A 17,287-nucleotide genomic window follows, 5' to 3' on the forward strand; every position below is an offset into this window, starting at 1 on the left:
GTTCGCGAAATGCGCGCACGTATGGCCCAAAGCGGTGCTCGGTGCGCGGGGGAAGAGTGCGAATTCAGCAGGACGGGTGACACACGCAGCCTGCGTAGCGGACGAGGTCCATATGGACCCTCCGCCACAGGCGCACATCGGTGTCGGTCACGATCCGGAGTAGACCACGGGGGTGCAGACCGGTCAACCCCGGCTCAACATGCGAACGGGGACCGTCCGCGGACGCGGTGGGGAGCACGACCGAGGTGGTGCCCCTTGCCCTCACCTGCTCCTCACCCTGAACGCCGTGCCACCCCCGCGGCCCCCGCCGAGTTCTCCTCCTCGCCCGTACTCGTACCCGTGCGACCGGGCCGCTCCTCGCCGTCCGCCCGTCCCGTCGGGGCAGACCCGCCCAGGGCTGTCTCGGCCGCCGCGTACAGCTCGGCCGGGCGTACCCCGGACAGCGCGGTGACCAGGTGGCCGTCGGGGCGTACGAGCAGGACCGAGTGGGCCGCGGCACCGGGGTAGCTCTCCGCGACGAGCAGCTCGGCGGCGTGCGGCAGGGCCGTGACCGCGGCGGCGAGCCGCGGCATGATCCCCGCGGTCACCCAGTGCCGCCGCTCCCACACCACGGTGCCCGGCGCGACGAGGACGACGATCAGGTGCCCGAGTCCGAGCCGGTCGCGCAGTTGGACGAAGGACCCGTCCGGCGCCGTCACCCGCACATCGACGACGGGCGCGCCGGGCTCCGTGCCGACCGCCGTGAAGGACTCGGAGAACACGGGGGCCAGCGGCGAATCGGCGTAGGACGAGGGAGCGCCCAGGGGGCCGCGTCCGACGTGACCGTCCGTGAGGAGCGTGTCGTGCCCCCGGGCCGATCCGGGGACGTACGAGCGCAGGTTCTTGTTGCCGCGCAGCGCGGGCAGCGACTGGTCGGCGGCGCGCAGGCGGGCGGCCACACCGGCCCGGCGCTCGACCTGGTAGCTGTCGAGCAGCGCTTCGCGCGCGCCGTGGTGCCAGGCGAACCCCAGCTTCCACGCCAGGTTGTCGGCGTCCCGCAGCCCTTCGTCGAGCCCCTGGGTGCCGAGCGCGCCGAGCAGGTGCGCGGCGTCCCCGGCGAGGAAGGCGCGGCCGACCCGCCACCGTCGGGCAAGTCGGTGGTGGACGGTGTGCACGCCCGTGTCCAGCAGTTCGTACGGAGGTGTGGAGCCCCCGCACCAGCCCGCGAGGGTCTCCCGGATGCGGACGACGAGGGCGTCGGGCGTCACCAGGTCGCCGCGCGGCGGAAGCAGCCAGTCGAGCCGCCACACGCCGCCGGCCAGCGGTCGCCCCACCACCTCGGCGCCTCCGTGGCGCCACGGAGGCATCCGGTGCAACAACGCCTGACCGGGCCACGGAAGTTCCGTGCGCAGCGCGGCGACGGCGTGTCGCTCGACGGCGGTACGGCCCGGGAAGCGGACGTCGAGGAGTTTGCGCACGGTGGAGCGCGAGCCGTCGCAGCCCACGAGGTAACTGCCACGCCACCATGTGCCCTTGGGGCCGCGGGTGTGGACGGTCACGCCGCCGGCGTCCTGTTCGAGGGAGTCGAGCTTGCTGTCCACCGCGACCTTGACCAGCCGCTCGTCGGCGATCGCTTCGCGCAGCGCGGAGGTCAGCTCGTGCTGTGGCAGGTGCAGCGGTGACGGGGTCGCTTCGTCGAAGTCGAGTTCCCGCATCAGTTGCTTCCGCCGCACGGAGCGCCAGCCCGCCCACCGCGCGCCCGTCTCCGTGTCGCCGAACGAGTGACCCGCGAGCCGCTCGGCGAACGCCGCGGTGTCGTCGCGGAGGACGACGGTCCGCGCGGGTCGCTGCTCGTCCTTGCCGGGGCCCTCGTCGAGGACGACGGTGGGCACCGAGTGGCGGGCGAGTGCGAGGGCGAGCGCGAGTCCGACCGGACCCGCGCCGACGACGATCACCGGGTCCACGGCGCACATCCTCCGGCCCGGCGGGCTCCGAGGGTCCGGGCTGCCCGGATGCTCTGGACGTACGTACAGGAACTGGCAGTTGGAGCCCGGTGCACGATCACAGAACGTATGCAACCTATTGCCGCTGCTTGCGTCAAGCGACGCCCGCTCCGACGGGACCTACCGTGCCATCGCCCTGTCCGATCGTCACATGTCGTTACATCGGAGGCCGGAGGCAGGTCCGGGAACGGTAAGGGGCGGCGTCCCATGGACACCGCCCCTTACCTCGGTTCGTTCGCCGAGACCCGCTCAGTCCGATTTGCCGGGCGGCTCGTCGGCCTTGGCGGCCGCCTGCTCGGCGTCGACCGTCGGCCCCTTGGGGTCGGACGGGTCGAGCGCCCCCGGTGCCTCGGCGGGCTCGGCGGCCGCGGCGACGGCGATGCCCGTCTTGGCCCGGCGTCCGCGCTTCTCGACCCAGGTGGCCAGGCCGGAGAGGGCCATGCACATCGCCACGTAGATCGTGCCGACGACCATGATCACCGGAACGTAGATGTACTGGCCGTTGACGAGGGTCGTGTTGGCCAGCTGTCGCGCCGCGTACAGGAGCTCCGCGTACGTGATGATGTAGCCGAGCGACGTGTCCTTGAGCGTGACCACCAGCTGGCTGATGATCGTCGGCAGCATGGACCTGACCGCCTGCGGCAGCAGCAGCATCGTCATCACCTGGGACTTGCGCAGTCCCAGTGCGTACGCCGCCTCCACCTGGCCGCGCGGCACGGCGTTGAAACCGGCCCGCAGGACCTCTGCCTGCACGGCGCCGTTGTAGACGGCCAGACCGATGACCAGGGCCCAGAAGCCGTTGTTCTCGCCGACGAACCCCAGGTCACTCTTGTAGGTGAGGAAGAGCACCCAGAGGGCGTAGATCGTGATCAGCAGAGGGATGGCGCGGAACAGCTCGATGAATCCCGTGGCCAGCCAGCGGATCGCGCGGTGATCCGACGCGCGGGTGACCGCGAGCAGCGCGCCGAGCACCAGGGACAGCGCACCGGCGAGGGCGAAGACCTTCAGCGTGGTGAAGATGCCGTCGCGGATGGCGATCCGCACGTTGGCGTAGTTGAAGGTGTTCCAGACCTCGGACGCGAAGTGGCCCCGGTCGGCGAGCCGCATGATCACGAAGGCGATGAGGCCGATGATCGCGGCCGTTCCGATGACCGAGTAGATGCGGTTGCGCATCCGGGCCTTGGGGCCCGGGGCGTCGTACAGGACGCTGGAGCTCATCGTGCGACCTCCAGGCTCCGCTCGAGCAGCCGGAACAGGCCACTGATGGTGAATGTGATCACGAGGTAGCCGAGCGCCACCCAGAGGAACAGCCAGGCGATGGCGAAGCCCCGGTCGCTGAGGATCTTCTGCCAGCCGAACAGTTCCGTGACGCTGAAGGCGCCCGCGATGGCGGAGTTCTTCGTCAGGGCGATGAAGATGCTGCTCAGCGGCGGCAGGACGGTGCGCACGGCCTGGGGCAGGACGATCGTGCCGAGCGTCTGGAAGAACGTCATGCCGAGCGAGCGGGCCGCCTCGGCCTGCCCGAGCGGCACGGTGTTGATACCGGACCGTACGGCCTCGCAGACGAACGACGAGGTGTAGACGCTGAGTACGATCAGCGCCTTGGTCCAGGGGTCGAAGCCGAAGTCGAAGACCTGCGGCACGGCGAACCAGATGGTGAGGAAGAGCAGCGTCAGCGGCGTGTTCCGGAACAGGGTGACCCAGGCGGCGCCGAAGAACCGCAGCGGCGGTACCGGGGAGACCCGGAAACCGGCGAGCACGACGCCAAGGATCAGCGCGAGCACGCTGCTGGCCACGGTCAGCCAGACCGTGCCTATGAATCCCTCGCGGAATTCCGCGAAGTGGTCGAGCAGTACGTTCACGGGGATGTCCTCGTGGGCGGCAGTGGTCGGGCAGGGTGAGCCGGCCCCCGTACGCACCGTGATGCGTACGGGGACCCGGTCAACTCACTGCCGGGGAGTGGGACGGACGGTTCGGCGCGGTCAGTAGCGCTCGAGGGCCGGCGGCTCGGTGTACTTGGACTTCGACAGGCCGAGCGTCGCGTCGTACGCCTTCTTGTAGTCACCGTTCTTCTGGTGCGCCTCGACGGCGTCCGCCACGGCGTCGCGCAGGGCCTTGTCGTCCTTGCTCATGCCGATGCCGTACGGCTCCTTGGTGAAGGGCTTGCCGACGACCTTCAGCGCCTTCGGCTGCTGCGCCGCGTACCCCTTGAGGATGGCGTCGTCAGTGGTGACGGCGTCGACCTCCTTGTTGATGAGCTGCTGCACGCACTCGGAGTACTTGGCCAGCTCGACGGTCTTCGCGCCGTACTTCGACTTCTTGATCTCCTGGAGCGGAGTGGAGCCGACGATCGAGCAGACCTTCTTGCCCTTCACGGTGTCCGGACCGGTGATGTCGTTCTCATCCGAGCGGACGAGGAGGTCGGCGCCCGCCATGAAGTACGGACCGGCGAAGCCGACCTGCTTCTTGCGCTCGTCGTTGATCGTGTACGTGCCTACGTAGAGGTCGACGTCGCCCTTGGAGATGGTGGTCTCGCGGACGCCGGAGTCGATCGTCTTGAACTCGATCTGGTCGGGCTTGAAACCGAGGTCGGCGGCGACCATCTTGGCGATCTCGATGTCGAAGCCGGAGCGTTTGCCGGCGCTGTCCTTGAAGCCCAGGTACGGCTGGTCGTCCTTGGCGCCGATGACGAGCTTGCCGGCCTTCTGGGCCTTCTTCAGAACCGAGGAGTCGACCTTGACGTCGGACTTCACTTCGTACGTGGGCAGCTTGGGCGCGTTCTTGCCGCCGGTCGGGTCCTTCGGCTTGTCGCCGGCCGTACCCTCCTCGCCGCCGCATGCCGTGGCGGTCAGGGCGAGAGCGGCGACGACGGCCGCCGCGGCAGCGGACTTGCGGAGCTTCATGGTGAACATCCTCTGTTTCGACTGGTGTTGAGACGGCGTGGGAGCCTCAGTGCTTAAGGATCTTCGACAGGAAGTCCTTGGCCCGGTCGCTGCGCGGGTTGTTGAAGAACTGGTCCGGCACTGCCTCTTCGACGATGCGGCCGTCCGCCATGAAGACGACACGGTTGGCCGCGGAGCGTGCGAAGCCCATCTCGTGGGTGACGACGACCATCGTCATCCCGTCCCGGGCGAGCTGCTGCATGACCTCGAGGACCTCGTTGATCATCTCCGGGTCGAGCGCCGACGTGGGCTCGTCGAAGAGCATCACCTTGGGGTCCATCGCCAACGCGCGCGCGATGGCCACGCGTTGCTGCTGGCCGCCGGAGAGCTGCGCGGGGTATTTGTCGGCCTGGGAGGCGACGCCGACCCGGTCGAGCAGACCGCGTGCCTTCGCCTCCGCCTCGGCCTTGCCGATCTTGCGCACCTTGGTCTGGCCCAGCGTCACGTTCTCGAGCACGGTCTTGTGCGCGAAAAGGTTGAAGGACTGGAAGACCATGCCCACGTCCGCACGGAGCCTCGCGAGCTCCTTGCCCTCCTGGGGCAGCGGCTTGCCGTCGATCGAGATGCTTCCCGAATCGATCGTCTCCAGGCGGTTGACGGCACGGCACAGGGTCGACTTGCCGGACCCGGAGGGGCCGATCACGACGACGACCTCACCGCGGGCGATGGTCAGGTCGATGTCCTGGAGCACGTGCAGAGCGCCGAAGTGCTTGTTGACGTTCTTCAGCACGACCAGGTCGTCCGCCCCGGGCGGTATGGCGTCCTTGGTCACCGATACTTCGGTCACGGCTTGTTGCTCCATCCTCCTCGGTTGGGAGGACAGTAATAACCCAGTGCGACCAGCGTCATTACATCTGAGGGGAAATTGAGCATAACGATCCGGCCGCAACCGGACACTCCGTGTGAAGAGGGTCCACGGAGTGCGTACCGGGTGGGTAACGGAACGTGCTCGTGACCTGAACCCCCTTGACGTGGTCCTTATGCATCGGCGTGGATGCCTTGATGGCTCGCGTGTGGCTTCCTCGCGCGCGACCGCCGACCATGATGACCAGCCGCGACGGAACGACCGGTGAACTGGAGGGGGCCCCTATGAGACTGCTTCTCGTCGAGGACGACGACCATGTGGCGGCCGCCCTCTCCGCGGTCCTCGCCCGGCACGGCTTCGACGTGAAGCACGCCCGCAACGGCGAGGAAGCCCTGCAAGCTCTGCTGCCCGCGGAAACGCCCCCCTTCGGAGTGGTCCTCCTCGACCTGGGGCTGCCCGACCAGGACGGATACGAGGTGTGCGGCAAGATCCGCAAGCGCGGCTCGATACCCGTGATCATGGTGACGGCGCGCTCGGACGTACGCTCCCGGATCCATGGCCTCAACCTCGGAGCCGACGACTACGTAGTGAAGCCGTACGACACCGGGGAACTCATCGCCCGCATCCACGCCGTCATCCGCCGGCCCACCCCCGGAGGCGCACCGGCATCCGAGGACAGCGAACTGCGTCTCGGGCAGGTGCACATCGAGCTGCCCACCCGGCAGGTCACCGTTGACGGTTCAGTCGTCCAACTGACCCGCAAGGAGTTCGACTTGCTCGCACTCCTCGCACAGCGCCCCGGAGTGGTCTTCCGGCGCGAGCAGATCATCAGCGAGGTGTGGCGCACCAGTTGGGAAGGGACCGGACGCACGCTGGAGGTGCACGTGGCCTCCCTGCGCTCCAAACTGCACATGCCCGCCCTGATCGAGACCGTGCGCGGCGTCGGCTACCGCCTCGTCGCCCCGGCCGCGTAGCCAGGAGCAAGAACAGGTGCGTTCCCGCCTCCTCCCGCTGCTGATCGTCCTCATGGCGGGCGTACTGCTCGCACTCGGCTTCCCGCTCGCCGTCAGCGTCGCCGCGGCCCAGCAGCAGAAGGTGGTCGTCGACCGGATCGACGACACCGCGCGCTTCGCCTCGCTCGCACAGTTCGTCACCAAACGTCCCCGAGGTCCATCGGGATCGGGCGGCACGGACGAGCGCCGCGAGACGCTGCAGAACGAACTGGACGACTACTACGACGTCTACGGCATCCGCGCGGGCGTCTTCTACCGCGACGACGGCGCCATGGCAAAGTCCCCGAGCGGCTGGTTCCTGCCCCGCCACGGCGCCCTGCGCGGCGCCTTCGAGGAGGCGCTGCGCTCCCGCGGCAGCCATGACCCGGAGCAGGTCTGGCCCTGGCAGCGAGGGCGACTCGCCGTCGCCTCCCCGGTGATCAAGGACGGGGACGTCATCGCGGTCGTCGTCACGGATTCGCCGACCGGACGCATGCGCTCCAAGACCCTGCACGGCTGGCTGCTCATCGCCGCGGGTGAATCGGCGGCGATGCTGCTGGCCGTCGGCGCGGCCCTGCGGCTCACCGGCTGGGTGCTGCGCCCGGTGCGGATCCTGGACGCGACCACGCACGACATAGCGACAGGGCGTCTCAAGTCCCGGGTCGCGGCGGCGGGCGGCCCACCGGAACTACAGCGCCTCGCCCGTTCGTTCAACGAGATGGCCGACAACGTCCAGGACGTCCTGGAGCAGCAGCGTGCCTTCGTCGCCGACGCCTCCCACCAACTGCGCAACCCGCTCTCGGCGCTGCTGCTCCGCATCGAGCTCCTCGCCCTCGAACTGCCCGAGGGCAATGAAGAGGTCGCGTCGGTCCGCACCGAGGGCAAACGCCTGGCCCAGGTTCTGGACGATCTGCTCGACCTCGCGCTGGCCGAGCACGCCGCGGCGGACCTAAGCGTCGTCGACATCGGGGAGCTCACCGCCGAGCGCGTCGCCGCCTGGCGGCCGCTCGCCGACGAGCGGGGCGTGCGGCTCACGGGCGACTGCCCGGCCACCACGGGCTGGGCCGACCCGATCGCCCTCTCCAGCGCGCTGGACGCGGTGATCGACAACGCCCTGAAGTTCACGCCCGAGGGCGGGGACGTGCGGGTGGCGGTCGCGTCGAGCAACGGGACGACGACCGTCGTGGTCACCGACGGCGGGCCCGGCCTGACCGAGGACGAGCTCGCCCGCGTCGGCGACCGCTTCTGGCGCAGCAACCGTCACCAGAACGTGCAGGGCTCAGGGCTCGGCCTGTCCATCTCGCGGACGCTGCTCGCGGCGGGCGGCGGCTCCATCGCGTACGCACGCCACGAACCGCACGGCCTGCGGGTGACGGTCAGCATCCCGCGCAGCGAGCCTCCGGACACGGCCTGACGAACGGCTCGGCGCCGCGCGGACGACGGGTCAGGGCTTGACCGAGCGGTAGTAGCGGCGCGCCCCTTTGTGCAGCGGGAGCGGGTCCGTGAAGAGCGCGGTGCGCAAGTCCACCACCTGCGCCGCGTGCACCTGGTCGCCGATGTGGTCGCGGCTGTCGATGACGGTGCGCGTCAGCTGCTCGGTGAGCGCGGGATCGGTGCGGTCCGTGGTCACCAGGAGATTCGCCACGGCCAGCGTCGGGACGGCGGACCCCTGCTGGGCCTCGGGATACGCGTCCGCCGGCATCGTCGCGGCCCGGTAGTACCGCGAGCCGCCGCCCTGCTTGTGCAGCGCCTCCACGAGGTAACCCAGTTTCACCAGCCTGATGTCCATCTTCTTGGAGAGGGCACGCACGGAGTTGGTCGGGAGCCCGCCGGACCAGAAGAACGCGTCGATGGAGCCGCTCTTCAGGAGACCGGGCATGGTGTCTATCCCGGCGGATACCGGCTTGATGTCGGTTCCCGGTTCGAGGCCCGCGGCACTCAGCACCCGATCGGCTATGAGCCGCACCCCGGAGTGGTCCTGGCCCACCGCCACGCGCTTGCCGCGCAGGTCGGCGACGTCCTTGACCTTCGAGGACCGGGGCACGACGAGCTGGACGTAGTCGTCGTACAGGCGCGTGCAGCCACGCAGCCGGTACCAGCCCGGTGCGGCGTCCAGACGGTACGTCTCCACGGCGTCGGCCGCCGCGATGGTGAAGTCGGACTTCCCGGTGGCCACGCGCGCGACGTTCTGCTGCGAGCCCTCGCTGTTGAGGAGCTCGACGTCGACGTCCGGCATGTCCTTGGAGATCGCCGTCTCCAGGAGCTTGCCGTACCGCTCGTACACGCCTTCCCGTACGCCCGTGCTGAACGTGATCCGCCCGCTCGGGGAGTCCTCGCCCATGGGCAGCAGCCACCACATCAGCAGACCGAACACCACGAGGGCCGCGGCGGAACCCTGCAGAGCGCGGCGCCTGCTGATCTGGGGAAGTGCCTTGAGCATGCGCGCGATCCTGCCAGCCCACTCACCGTGATGACCAGGGGAGAGGTCACACCGGGCCGTCGCGCGGCCCGGCCCCCGGGTGCCGCGGTCGCAATCCGCGGGCACGCGCGCGTGGCGACCCCGTACCCTGGGGGGCGAGATGAGCGCGAAGACTTACGAGGTGCGCACCTACGGGTGCCAGATGAACGTCCATGACTCCGAGCGGCTTTCCGGCCTCCTGGAGGACGCCGGCTACGAACGTGCGCCCGAAGGAGCCGACGGCGACGCCGACGTCGTCGTCTTCAACACGTGCGCCGTGCGCGAGAACGCCGACAACCGCCTGTACGGCAATCTCGGCCGCCTGGCGCCGATGAAGACCAAGCGGCCCGGGATGCAGATCGCCGTCGGCGGCTGTCTGGCGCAGAAGGACCGCGACACCATCGTCAAGCGGGCGCCCTGGGTCGACGTCGTCTTCGGCACCCACAACATCGGCAAGCTGCCGGTCCTTCTGGAGCGTGCCCGCGTCCAGGAAGAGGCGCAGGTCGAGATCGCCGAGTCGCTCGAGGCCTTCCCGTCGACGCTGCCGACCCGCCGTGAGAGCGCGTACGCGGCCTGGGTCTCCATCTCCGTCGGCTGCAACAACACCTGCACCTTCTGCATCGTGCCCGCGCTGCGCGGCAAGGAGAAGGACCGCAGGACCGGTGACATCCTCGCGGAGATCGAGGCGCTCGTCGGCGAGGGCGTCTCCGAGATCACCCTCCTCGGGCAGAACGTGAACGCGTACGGCTCGGACATCGGTGACCGCGAGGCCTTCAGCAAGCTCCTGCGGGCCTGCGGCAAGATCGACGGCCTGGAGCGCGTGCGCTTCACCTCCCCGCACCCGCGCGACTTCACCGACGACGTCATCGCCGCCATGGCCGAGACGCCGAACGTGATGCCGCAGCTCCACATGCCGCTGCAGTCCGGCTCGGACCCGATCCTCAAGGCGATGCGCCGCTCCTACCGGCAGGATCGTTTCCTGGGCATCATCGAGAAGGTCCGCGCGGCCATGCCGGACGCGGCCATCTCGACGGACATCATCGTGGGCTTCCCCGGCGAGACCGAGGAGGACTTCGAGCAGACGATGCACGTGGTCCGCGAGGCCCGCTTCGCGAACGCCTTCACCTTCCAGTACTCCAAGCGCCCCGGGACCCCGGCGGCCACCATGGAGGGCCAGATCCCCAAGGAGGTCGTCCGGTCGCGCTACGAGCGCCTGGTGGCCGTCCAGGAGGAGATCTCCTGGGAGGAGAACAAGAAGCAGGTCGGCCGCACCCTGGACCTCATGGTCGCCGAGGGCGAGGGCCGCAAGGACGGCGCCACCCACCGTCTCTCCGGCCGCGCACCCGACAACCGCCTGGTCCACTTCACCAAGCCGGACACCGAGGTGCGTCCCGGTGACGTCGTGACCGTCGAGATCACCTACGCCGCACCGCACCACCTGCTCGCCGAGGGGGCCGTCCTCAACGTGCGTCCCACGCGCGCGGGCGACGCCTGGGAGAAGCGGAACACCGAGGCTGCCGCCAAGCCCGCGGGCGTGATGCTGGGCCTGCCGAAGATCGGCGCTCCGGCGCCGCTGCCGGTGACGACGGGCAGCGGCTGCGGCTGCGACTGACGGAGCCGGCTCCGACCGAGGCGCGTTACGCTGCGGATCATGCTTGTCGCCGCAGCCGTCTGCCCCTGTCCGCCGGTGCTCGTTCCCGAGGTCGCCGCGGGTGCCGCTCCCGAACTCGACGCCGCGCGCGCGGCGTGTTCGGATGCCATCGGGGTGCTCGCCGCCGCTCGGCCCGATCTCCTCGTCGTCATCGGGCCGGCCGAGCAGAACGGGCGCGGTCCGCACCCGCAGGGCACGGCCGGGTCGTTCCGGGGTTTCGGCGTGGACGTGGACGTGCGGCTCGGCCCGGTACCGCCGGAAGCGGAAGCAGTATCGGAGGTCGGAGCCGAGGGACGTCGTGAGCTTCCGTCGTCGCTCGCTGTCGCCGGCTGGCTGCTGGAGCGCGCACAGTGGTCGGCGGCGCCGGTGGAAGGTCTCGGTGTGGGGGAACCAGACGAGGCCGAGCGGTGTATCCAAGTCGGAGGGGGCCTCGGGTCCCGGGCCGACCGGGTGGCACTGCTGGTGATGGGCGACGCCAGCGCGTGCCGCACGCTGAAGGCGCCGGGGTACCTCGACGAGCGGGCGGCCGGCTTCGACGCCGCGGTCGGGCGTGCCCTCGGCGAGGCCGACATCGAGGCGCTGAAGGCGTTGGACGCGGGCCTCGCGCACGAACTGAAGGCGGCCGGCCGTGCGCCCTGGCAGGTGCTCGCCGGAGCGGCGGAGGGCGCTGCCCTGCGCGGCGAGCTGCTCTACGAGGACGCGCCGTACGGTGTCGGGTACATGGTGGCTGCCTGGTCGTAGCGGGGTTGCCGTGTCGTCGTGGTCCGGCTGCCGCGGCGGTCCGGCGCGCCCGCGTACACACGGTGGCGGCCGCGAAGCGAGGTGCTTCGCGGCCGTCCTCCGCTGCGGTTCAGGAAGCAGGCGGGGGCGACGGAGGCGACTGTGGGGTCGAAGGCCCGGCACTGCCGCCCGCGCCCTTCTCCCCGTCGGCCCCGGCGATGCGGCCGAGGGCGTCCTTCGCCTTCCCCGTGCCCGCCTGGATCTTGTCGCTGTACTTGCCCTTGGTCTTCTCGTCGACCACCTTCGCAGCCTTGTCCAGGCCCTGGTCGATCTTGCCCCCGTGCTGCTGCGCCAGGTCCGAGACCTTGCCCTTGGCAGGGGCGAGTCTGGCTTTCAGTTGGTCCAGGAAGCCCATGGGTCCACCTTCCCTCGCTGGGGATCTACTTGCGGGCGCCCTCGCCGGCCTCGTTGTCGGCCGCCTCTCCGGCGGACTGCTGCTTCGGAATGTCCACACCCTCCGCATCAGCCGCTTCGCCGGACTCCGCGGACTTGTCCTCGGCGGCGCTCTCGGTGTCGGTGTCGGCACTGGCATCGGCTGCGGGCTTCGCGTCGCTGTCGGCCTCGGAGGCGGCCTCCTCGGCTGCCTCGGGCTCGGCCGTCAGCGTGGCCGCTGTCGCGTCAGTCGTCGACGCCTCGTCGCTGTCCTTGGACTTTCGGCGGAAACGTGCAAAAACGCCCATATCTACTCCATACGTTACTCGTGTGGGCGAAATCCCGCCCCGCCCGGTGCGTCCCATTGCGTCGCCCGGGTCATCGGTCCTCGAAACCGGCGGCCGGAACCTCGCAACAGGCAACGACCCCAGAGCCGTGCCGTCACGTAGCTCGTTCGGGGACGAGGTCCGATGTTTGCGAGACTGGGGCGGTGAGTAGCACTGCCCCCGCCCCGCGGGTCATCGCCGTCGTCGGTCCGACCGCGGCAGGAAAGTCCGATCTGGGCGTTTTCCTCGCCCAGCGTCTCGGCGGCGAAATCGTCAACGCCGACTCGATGCAGCTCTACCGAGGGATGGACATCGGTACCGCCAAGCTGACGCCTGATGAGCGCGGCGGCGTGCCCCACCACCTCCTCGACATCTGGGACGTCACGGAGGCCGCCAGTGTCGCCGAGTACCAGAAGCTGGCCCGCGCCGAGATCGACCGTCTCCTCGCCGAGGGGCGCTGGCCGATCCTCGTCGGCGGTTCCGGCCTCTACGTCAAGGGGGCCGTGGACCACCTGGAGTTCCCCGGCACCGACCCCGACGTGCGGGCCCGCCTGGAGGAAGAGCTCACGCTGCGCGGTTCGGGGGCCCTGCACGACCGCCTCGCCGCCGCCGACCCCGAGGCGGCCCGGGCCATCCTGCCCAGCAACGGCCGTCGGATCGTCCGCGCTCTGGAGGTCATCGAGATCACCGGCAAGCCCTTCACCGCCAACCTCCCCGGCCACGAATCCGTGTACGACACGATCCAGATCGGCGTCGACGTGGCACGCCCCGAGCTCGACGAACGCATCGCCACGCGCGTGGACCGCATGTGGGAGCGCGGCCTGGTCGACGAAGTGCGGGCCCTGGAGGCTCAGGGGCTGCGCGAGGGGCGTACGGCCGCACGCGCACTCGGCTACCAGCAGGTGCTCGCGGCGCTCGCGGGGGAGTGCACCGAGGACGAGGCGCGCGCCGAAACCGTGCGCGCCACCAAGCGCTTCGCGCGGCGCCAGGACTCCTGGTTCCGCCGCGATCCACGGGTGCACTGGCTGAGCGGGGCACTGGCCGACCACGAGGAACTCCCGGCACGCGCGCTGGCGTTGGTCGAACGACCGGTCACAGCCTGATCACGTGATGGCATCGGGACGCTCCGGCGGTCATCCCGGCACCTGACGCCGTGCCATCATCGACCATCGATCGACCGGTGAAGTCCGAAGTGGGAGGGCGCGTGGCGATGGAGGCCGGCCCTCGTGACACCGCACATGACGGCGGAGAGCAACTCAGTCCCGACGGTCCCGACGAGGTGTCGGGTGGTGTGACGTCGAGCGGCGTCACGGACGACGGTCCCGACGCGGACGAGATGTCCGCCGCGGCCGAGGTCGAGGTCGAGCTGCGCCCCCAGCCCCGGCTGCGCGTCTGGCAGCTCGCGCCGATCGTGATCCTGGCCGCCGTCGGCTCCCTGATGTTCGCCTTCCCGCTCGCCTTCGAGTTCGGCGACGGCGGTGCGGTGGTCGCCATGCTCGGTCTGCTGATCAGCTGCTGCGCCGCCGGCTGGGGCATGATGGCCGCCCGCCGCGTCGGTCACACCTGGCCGGGACTGCCCGAGCGCGGCTCAGGGAGCCGCCCCGACTGGCGCGTCGTCTCCGGGTACGCCGTGCTGTTCCTGGGCGCCGTGGTGCTCGCCGTGTGGCGGGTGGCCAGGCTCCGCTGAGCCCACCGCGTGGACCGGGTGTCGTACCCACACCGTACGATCGAGGAATGAGCACGCGGATCGCCTTCCTCAAGGGGCACGGGACCGAGAACGACTTCGTGATCATCCCCGACCCCGACAACGCCGTCGAGCTGTCCCCGTCGGCCGTGGCCGCCCTGTGCGACCGCCGCGCGGGCATCGGTGGCGACGGCCTCCTCCACGTCGTACGCTCCGCGGCCCACCCCGACGCCCGCCATCTGGCCGACCGCGCAGAGTGGTTCATGGACTACCGCAACGGCGACGGGTCCGTCGCCGAGATGTGCGGCAACGGAGTGCGTGTCTTCGCCCGCTACCTGCAGCGCGCCGGGCACGCCGTCGAAGGCGACCTGGCGGTGGCCACCCGCGGTGGCGTGAAGACCGTGCACATCGCCAAGGAGGAGTCCGGCGGCGACATCACCGTCGGCATGGGCAAGGCGCTCCTCCCCGAAGGAGACGTGACCGTCTCGGTCGGCGACCGCCGATGGCCCGCGCGGAACGTGAACATGGGCAACCCGCACGCGGTCGCGTTCGTCGACGACCTCTCCGAAGCGGGCGACCTCTACGAAGCACCCCCTTTCAGCCCCGCCTCCGCCTACCCGGACGGCGTGAACGTCGAGTTCGTCGTCCCCCGGGGCCCGCAGCACGTCGCCATGCGCGTGCACGAGCGCGGCGCGGGCGAGACCCGCTCCTGCGGCACCGGCGCCTGCGCCGTGGCCGTGGCGGCGGCCCGCAAGGACGGCCTCGATCCGACCGTGACCGGGGCCCCGGCCACATACACCGTCGACCTGCCCGGTGGGCGCCTGGTGATCACCGAGCGCCCCGACGGCGAGATCGAGATGACGGGCGGCGCCGTGATCGTCGCCGAGGGCGAGATCGCGTCCGAATGGTTCGAAACGGCAAGCGCATGAACTGTCGCTCGAATGGGTGATCCGTTTCACGCTCGGCGAGAGGCGGTCAGCGCCACGTGATGGGCTCGGTAGCATCAAGCACCGGCCCGGACGGAGTACGCCGCCGTCCGCACACCGCCGGTCGAAGCAGCCGGAGGTGCTCATGAGTGCGGAGGCCACGAACCCTGCCACGCCCGGCCCCGTCGTGTCCGGGGGCCAGCGCAAGCGCGGCCGTGCGCGTCTCGACCTGCGCAGGCTCGGCAGGGCCGCCCTGCTCGGATCCGGCACCCGGGACCGTCTGCCCGACGCGATCGGCCATGTGGCGGAGGCCCACCGGAACCACTACCCGGACGCCGATCTGGAGCCGCTGCGTCGTGCGTACGTCCTCGCGGAGTCCTCGCACCGCGGCCAGACGCGCAAGAGCGGTGAGCCGTACATCACCCACCCGCTCGCGGTCACCCTGATCCTCGCCCAGCTCGGCGCCGAGATCACGACCCTGACCGCCTCCCTGCTCCACGACACCGTCGAGGACACCGACGTCACACTCGACCAGGTGCGGGCCGAGTTCGGCGACGACGTCTGCTACCTGGTCGACGGCGTCACCAAGCTCGAAAAGGTGGACTACGGAGCGGCGGCCGAACCCGAGACCTTCCGCAAGATGCTCGTGGCCACCGGCAACGACGTGCGCGTCATGTCGATCAAGCTCGCCGACCGCCTCCACAACATGCGCACCCTCGGCGTCATGCGCCCCGAGAAACAGGCCCGCATCGCGAAGGTCACCCGGGACGTGCTCATCCCGCTGGCCGAGCGTCTCGGCGTGCAGGCGCTCAAGACGGAGCTGGAGGACCTCGTCTTCGCCATCTTGCACCCGGAGGACTGCGCGCAGGTCAAGGCCATGATCGCCGCCAACGCCGAGAGCGAGGGAGACCCCCTCGGGGACATCGCGGGCGAGGTGCGCAACGTCCTGCGCGACGCGGGCATCACCGCCGAGGTGCTCATCAGGCCCCGGCACTCCGTCTCCGTCCACCGCGTGCACCGCAAACGCGGCGAACTCCGCGCATCCGACTTCGGCCGCCTCCTCGTGCTCGTCAACGAGGACGCCGACTGCTACGGAGTCCTGGGCGAGCTGCACACCTGCTTCACCCCGGTCGTCTCGGAGTTCAAGGACTTCATCGCCGTACCGAAGTTCAACCTCTACCAGTCGCTGCACACGGCCGTGACCCGCTCCGACGGCGAGGTCGCCGAAGTCCTCATCCGCACGCACCAGATGCACCAGGTCGCGGAGGCCGGCGTCGTCGCCCTGCACAATCCCTACGCTCCTCCTTCGGAGGAGCCGTCCGACCGCGCCGACGACGAGCGCGCGGACCCGACCAGGCCCGGCTGGCTCTCCCGGCTCCTCGACTGGCAACAGGCCGCGCCCGACCCGGACACGTTCTGGTCGACGCTGCGCGAGGACCTCGCCCAGGACCGAGAGATCGCCGTCTTCCGGCCCGACGGCGGCACCCTCGGCCTGCCCGCGGGCGCCAGCTGCGTGGACGCCGCCTACGCCCAGTACGGCGAGGACGCCCACGCCTGCATCGGCGCGCGCGTGAACGGCCGCCTGGCGACGCTCAGCACGGTCCTGAGGGACGGCGACACCGTCCAGCTGCTCATGAGCCAGGACCCCACGTCCGGGCCCTCGCGCGACTGGCTGGACCACGCGCGCACGCCCGCCGCGCGGATCGCCATCCGGCGCTGGCTCACCACGCACCCCGCGCCCGCACCTGCGGCCGTCACGCCGATGGCGTCCACACGGCGGCCGCCCCAGCAGACGCCAGCGGTCGTCCCCGCGCCGGAGGACTCCGCTGCCCTGCGGCCCACGGCGGCGAACGCCGTCGTGGACCGCGAGGGCGCCAGCGTGCGCCTCGCGGGCTGTTGTACGCCGGTGCCCCCCGACGACGTCACCGCGTTCGCCGTGCGCGGCGGCGTCGTGACCGTCCACAGGGTCGGCTGTCCCGCCGTGGAGCGCATGAAGGAAGTGGGGCGCCCGGAGATCGGCGTGCGCTGGGGAGACACCGCCGAATGCCGCGTCACCCTGATCGCCGAATCGTTCGGCCGGGCGCATCTGCTCGCCGACCTCACCGAGGCGATCGCCCTCGAAGGTGTGGCGATCATCTCCGCGACCGTGGAGCCGCCGACGCAGCAGCGCGTACGCCACACGTACACGCTCCAACTCCCCGACGCCGCACACCTCCCCGGACTGATGCGCGCAATGCGCGAGGTCCCCGGGGTGTACGACGTGAGCCGCGCCCAGCATCCGGCGGCCGCCGCCCACTGAAGAGCACTGCCGACGGCAACTCGTTCGAGTGGCCCCGTGCGCGCCGTCACCACGGGGAAGACGTGCGCTG

At 70.4% G+C, this 17,287-nt stretch carries 17 protein-coding genes; 8 read left to right on the top strand and 9 right to left on the bottom strand.

What is annotated here, in order from left to right; genetic code table 11:
* Positions 1 to 64 precede the first annotated feature (64 nt).
* From DEJ47_RS37695 to DEJ47_RS28485, 6 genes are all read right to left on the bottom strand, one after another.
* Positions 65 to 265 carry a putative leader peptide gene (locus DEJ47_RS37695; protein WP_398336716.1) on the bottom strand — a complete coding sequence of 67 codons (201 nt, stop codon included), beginning with the start codon at positions 263 to 265 and terminating at the stop codon, positions 65 to 67.
* Between the two features lie 7 nt (positions 266 to 272).
* Complete coding sequence (locus tag DEJ47_RS28465) at positions 273 to 1,943, bottom strand: FAD-dependent monooxygenase (RefSeq protein WP_150172951.1); 1,671 nt, start codon at positions 1,941 to 1,943, stop codon at positions 273 to 275.
* 288 nt (positions 1,944 to 2,231) lie between these two features.
* Positions 2,232 to 3,200 carry an amino acid ABC transporter permease gene (locus DEJ47_RS28470; protein WP_150172952.1) on the bottom strand — a complete coding sequence of 323 codons (969 nt, stop codon included), beginning with the start codon at positions 3,198 to 3,200 and terminating at the stop codon, positions 2,232 to 2,234.
* Positions 3,197 to 3,844 (bottom strand): amino acid ABC transporter permease, encoded by a 648-nt coding sequence (locus DEJ47_RS28475; protein ID WP_150172954.1) that lies wholly within the window; start codon positions 3,842 to 3,844, stop codon positions 3,197 to 3,199. The genes DEJ47_RS28470 and DEJ47_RS28475 overlap by 4 nt, the downstream gene beginning before the upstream one ends.
* Before the next feature lie 120 nt (positions 3,845 to 3,964).
* Positions 3,965 to 4,885 carry a glutamate ABC transporter substrate-binding protein gene (locus tag DEJ47_RS28480; protein WP_150172956.1) on the bottom strand — a complete coding sequence of 307 codons (921 nt, stop codon included), beginning with the start codon at positions 4,883 to 4,885 and terminating at the stop codon, positions 3,965 to 3,967.
* Between the two features lie 46 nt (positions 4,886 to 4,931).
* Positions 4,932 to 5,711 carry an amino acid ABC transporter ATP-binding protein gene (locus DEJ47_RS28485; RefSeq protein ID WP_150172958.1) on the bottom strand — a complete coding sequence of 260 codons (780 nt, stop codon included), beginning with the start codon at positions 5,709 to 5,711 and terminating at the stop codon, positions 4,932 to 4,934.
* Between the two features lie 302 nt (positions 5,712 to 6,013).
* Here DEJ47_RS28485 and DEJ47_RS28490 point away from each other — a divergent pair, with 302 nt between their 5' ends.
* Both DEJ47_RS28490 and DEJ47_RS28495 read left to right on the top strand, forming a co-directional pair.
* Positions 6,014 to 6,703: a response regulator transcription factor gene (locus DEJ47_RS28490; protein WP_150172960.1), complete on the top strand. Its 690-nt coding sequence runs from the start codon at positions 6,014 to 6,016 to the stop codon at positions 6,701 to 6,703.
* Between the two features lie 16 nt (positions 6,704 to 6,719).
* On the top strand, positions 6,720 to 8,135 hold the full coding sequence (locus DEJ47_RS28495; protein WP_150172962.1) for a sensor histidine kinase: 1,416 nt from the start codon (positions 6,720 to 6,722) through the stop codon (positions 8,133 to 8,135).
* A 30-nt stretch (positions 8,136 to 8,165) separates the two neighbouring features.
* On the opposite strand, the gene DEJ47_RS28500 is transcribed toward DEJ47_RS28495, so the two are convergent.
* Positions 8,166 to 9,161, bottom strand: a complete 996-nt coding sequence (locus DEJ47_RS28500) for a TAXI family TRAP transporter solute-binding subunit (protein ID WP_150172964.1) — start codon at positions 9,159 to 9,161, stop codon at positions 8,166 to 8,168.
* A 139-nt stretch (positions 9,162 to 9,300) separates the two neighbouring features.
* Between DEJ47_RS28500 and miaB the strand changes: the two genes are divergently transcribed.
* Together miaB and DEJ47_RS28510 are read left to right on the top strand one after the other, a co-directional pair.
* Complete coding sequence (gene miaB, locus DEJ47_RS28505; RefSeq protein ID WP_150172966.1) at positions 9,301 to 10,791, top strand: tRNA (N6-isopentenyl adenosine(37)-C2)-methylthiotransferase MiaB; 1,491 nt, start codon at positions 9,301 to 9,303, stop codon at positions 10,789 to 10,791.
* Between the two features lie 39 nt (positions 10,792 to 10,830).
* The gene (locus DEJ47_RS28510) at positions 10,831 to 11,571 is read left to right on the top strand and encodes a class III extradiol dioxygenase subunit B-like domain-containing protein (RefSeq protein WP_150172968.1); all 741 of its coding nucleotides are present in this window, start codon (positions 10,831 to 10,833) and stop codon (positions 11,569 to 11,571) included.
* Between the two features lie 109 nt (positions 11,572 to 11,680).
* Here DEJ47_RS28510 and DEJ47_RS28515 read toward each other — a convergent pair whose 3' ends face one another.
* Together DEJ47_RS28515 and DEJ47_RS28520 are read right to left on the bottom strand one after the other, a co-directional pair.
* A complete protein-coding gene (locus DEJ47_RS28515; RefSeq protein ID WP_150172970.1) occupies positions 11,681 to 11,965 on the bottom strand; it encodes an antitoxin in 285 nt (94 codons plus the stop codon).
* Between the two features lie 25 nt (positions 11,966 to 11,990).
* Positions 11,991 to 12,290, bottom strand: a complete 300-nt coding sequence (locus DEJ47_RS28520) for a hypothetical protein (RefSeq protein WP_150172972.1) — start codon at positions 12,288 to 12,290, stop codon at positions 11,991 to 11,993.
* Positions 12,291 to 12,472: 182 nt separating this feature from the next.
* Between DEJ47_RS28520 and miaA the strand changes: the two genes are divergently transcribed.
* The 4 genes from miaA (at position 12,473) to DEJ47_RS28540 (ending at position 17,217) form a co-directional block, all read left to right on the top strand.
* Positions 12,473 to 13,411, top strand: coding sequence for a tRNA (adenosine(37)-N6)-dimethylallyltransferase MiaA (miaA, locus tag DEJ47_RS28525; RefSeq protein ID WP_150172975.1), 939 nt, complete (start codon positions 12,473 to 12,475; stop codon positions 13,409 to 13,411).
* Between the two features lie 107 nt (positions 13,412 to 13,518).
* Positions 13,519 to 13,995, top strand: coding sequence for a hypothetical protein (locus DEJ47_RS28530; protein WP_150175915.1), 477 nt, complete (start codon positions 13,519 to 13,521; stop codon positions 13,993 to 13,995).
* A 47-nt stretch (positions 13,996 to 14,042) separates the two neighbouring features.
* Positions 14,043 to 14,921 carry a diaminopimelate epimerase gene (dapF, locus tag DEJ47_RS28535; RefSeq protein ID WP_150172977.1) on the top strand — a complete coding sequence of 293 codons (879 nt, stop codon included), beginning with the start codon at positions 14,043 to 14,045 and terminating at the stop codon, positions 14,919 to 14,921.
* A gap of 142 nt (positions 14,922 to 15,063) precedes the next feature.
* Positions 15,064 to 17,217 carry a RelA/SpoT family protein gene (locus tag DEJ47_RS28540; protein WP_150172979.1) on the top strand — a complete coding sequence of 718 codons (2,154 nt, stop codon included), beginning with the start codon at positions 15,064 to 15,066 and terminating at the stop codon, positions 17,215 to 17,217.
* Positions 17,218 to 17,287: the final 70 nt, after the last annotated feature.

The sequence above is a fragment of the Streptomyces venezuelae genome, from assembly GCF_008642355.1.
In the GTDB taxonomy this organism is placed as follows: domain Bacteria; phylum Actinomycetota; class Actinomycetes; order Streptomycetales; family Streptomycetaceae; genus Streptomyces; species Streptomyces venezuelae_B.

Excerpts from the sequence above, each read along its gene's own strand:
- DEJ47_RS28490 (WP_150172960.1), top strand. The coding sequence starts at position 6,014 with ATGAGACTGCTTCTCGTCGAGGACGACGACCATGTGGCGGCCGCCCTC.
- DEJ47_RS28480 (WP_150172956.1), bottom strand. The coding sequence starts at position 4,885 with ATGAAGCTCCGCAAGTCCGCTGCCGCGGCGGCCGTCGTCGCCGCTCTC.
- DEJ47_RS28540 (WP_150172979.1), top strand. The coding sequence starts at position 15,064 with ATGAGTGCGGAGGCCACGAACCCTGCCACGCCCGGCCCCGTCGTGTCC.
- DEJ47_RS28470 (WP_150172952.1), bottom strand. The coding sequence starts at position 3,200 with ATGAGCTCCAGCGTCCTGTACGACGCCCCGGGCCCCAAGGCCCGGATG.
- miaB (WP_150172966.1), top strand. The coding sequence starts at position 9,301 with ATGAGCGCGAAGACTTACGAGGTGCGCACCTACGGGTGCCAGATGAAC.
- DEJ47_RS28510 (WP_150172968.1), top strand. The coding sequence starts at position 10,831 with ATGCTTGTCGCCGCAGCCGTCTGCCCCTGTCCGCCGGTGCTCGTTCCC.
- DEJ47_RS28530 (WP_150175915.1), top strand. The coding sequence starts at position 13,519 with ATGGAGGCCGGCCCTCGTGACACCGCACATGACGGCGGAGAGCAACTC.
- DEJ47_RS28500 (WP_150172964.1), bottom strand. The coding sequence starts at position 9,161 with ATGCTCAAGGCACTTCCCCAGATCAGCAGGCGCCGCGCTCTGCAGGGT.
- DEJ47_RS28520 (WP_150172972.1), bottom strand. The coding sequence starts at position 12,290 with ATGGGCGTTTTTGCACGTTTCCGCCGAAAGTCCAAGGACAGCGACGAG.
- dapF (WP_150172977.1), top strand. The coding sequence starts at position 14,043 with ATGAGCACGCGGATCGCCTTCCTCAAGGGGCACGGGACCGAGAACGAC.
- DEJ47_RS28515 (WP_150172970.1), bottom strand. The coding sequence starts at position 11,965 with ATGGGCTTCCTGGACCAACTGAAAGCCAGACTCGCCCCTGCCAAGGGC.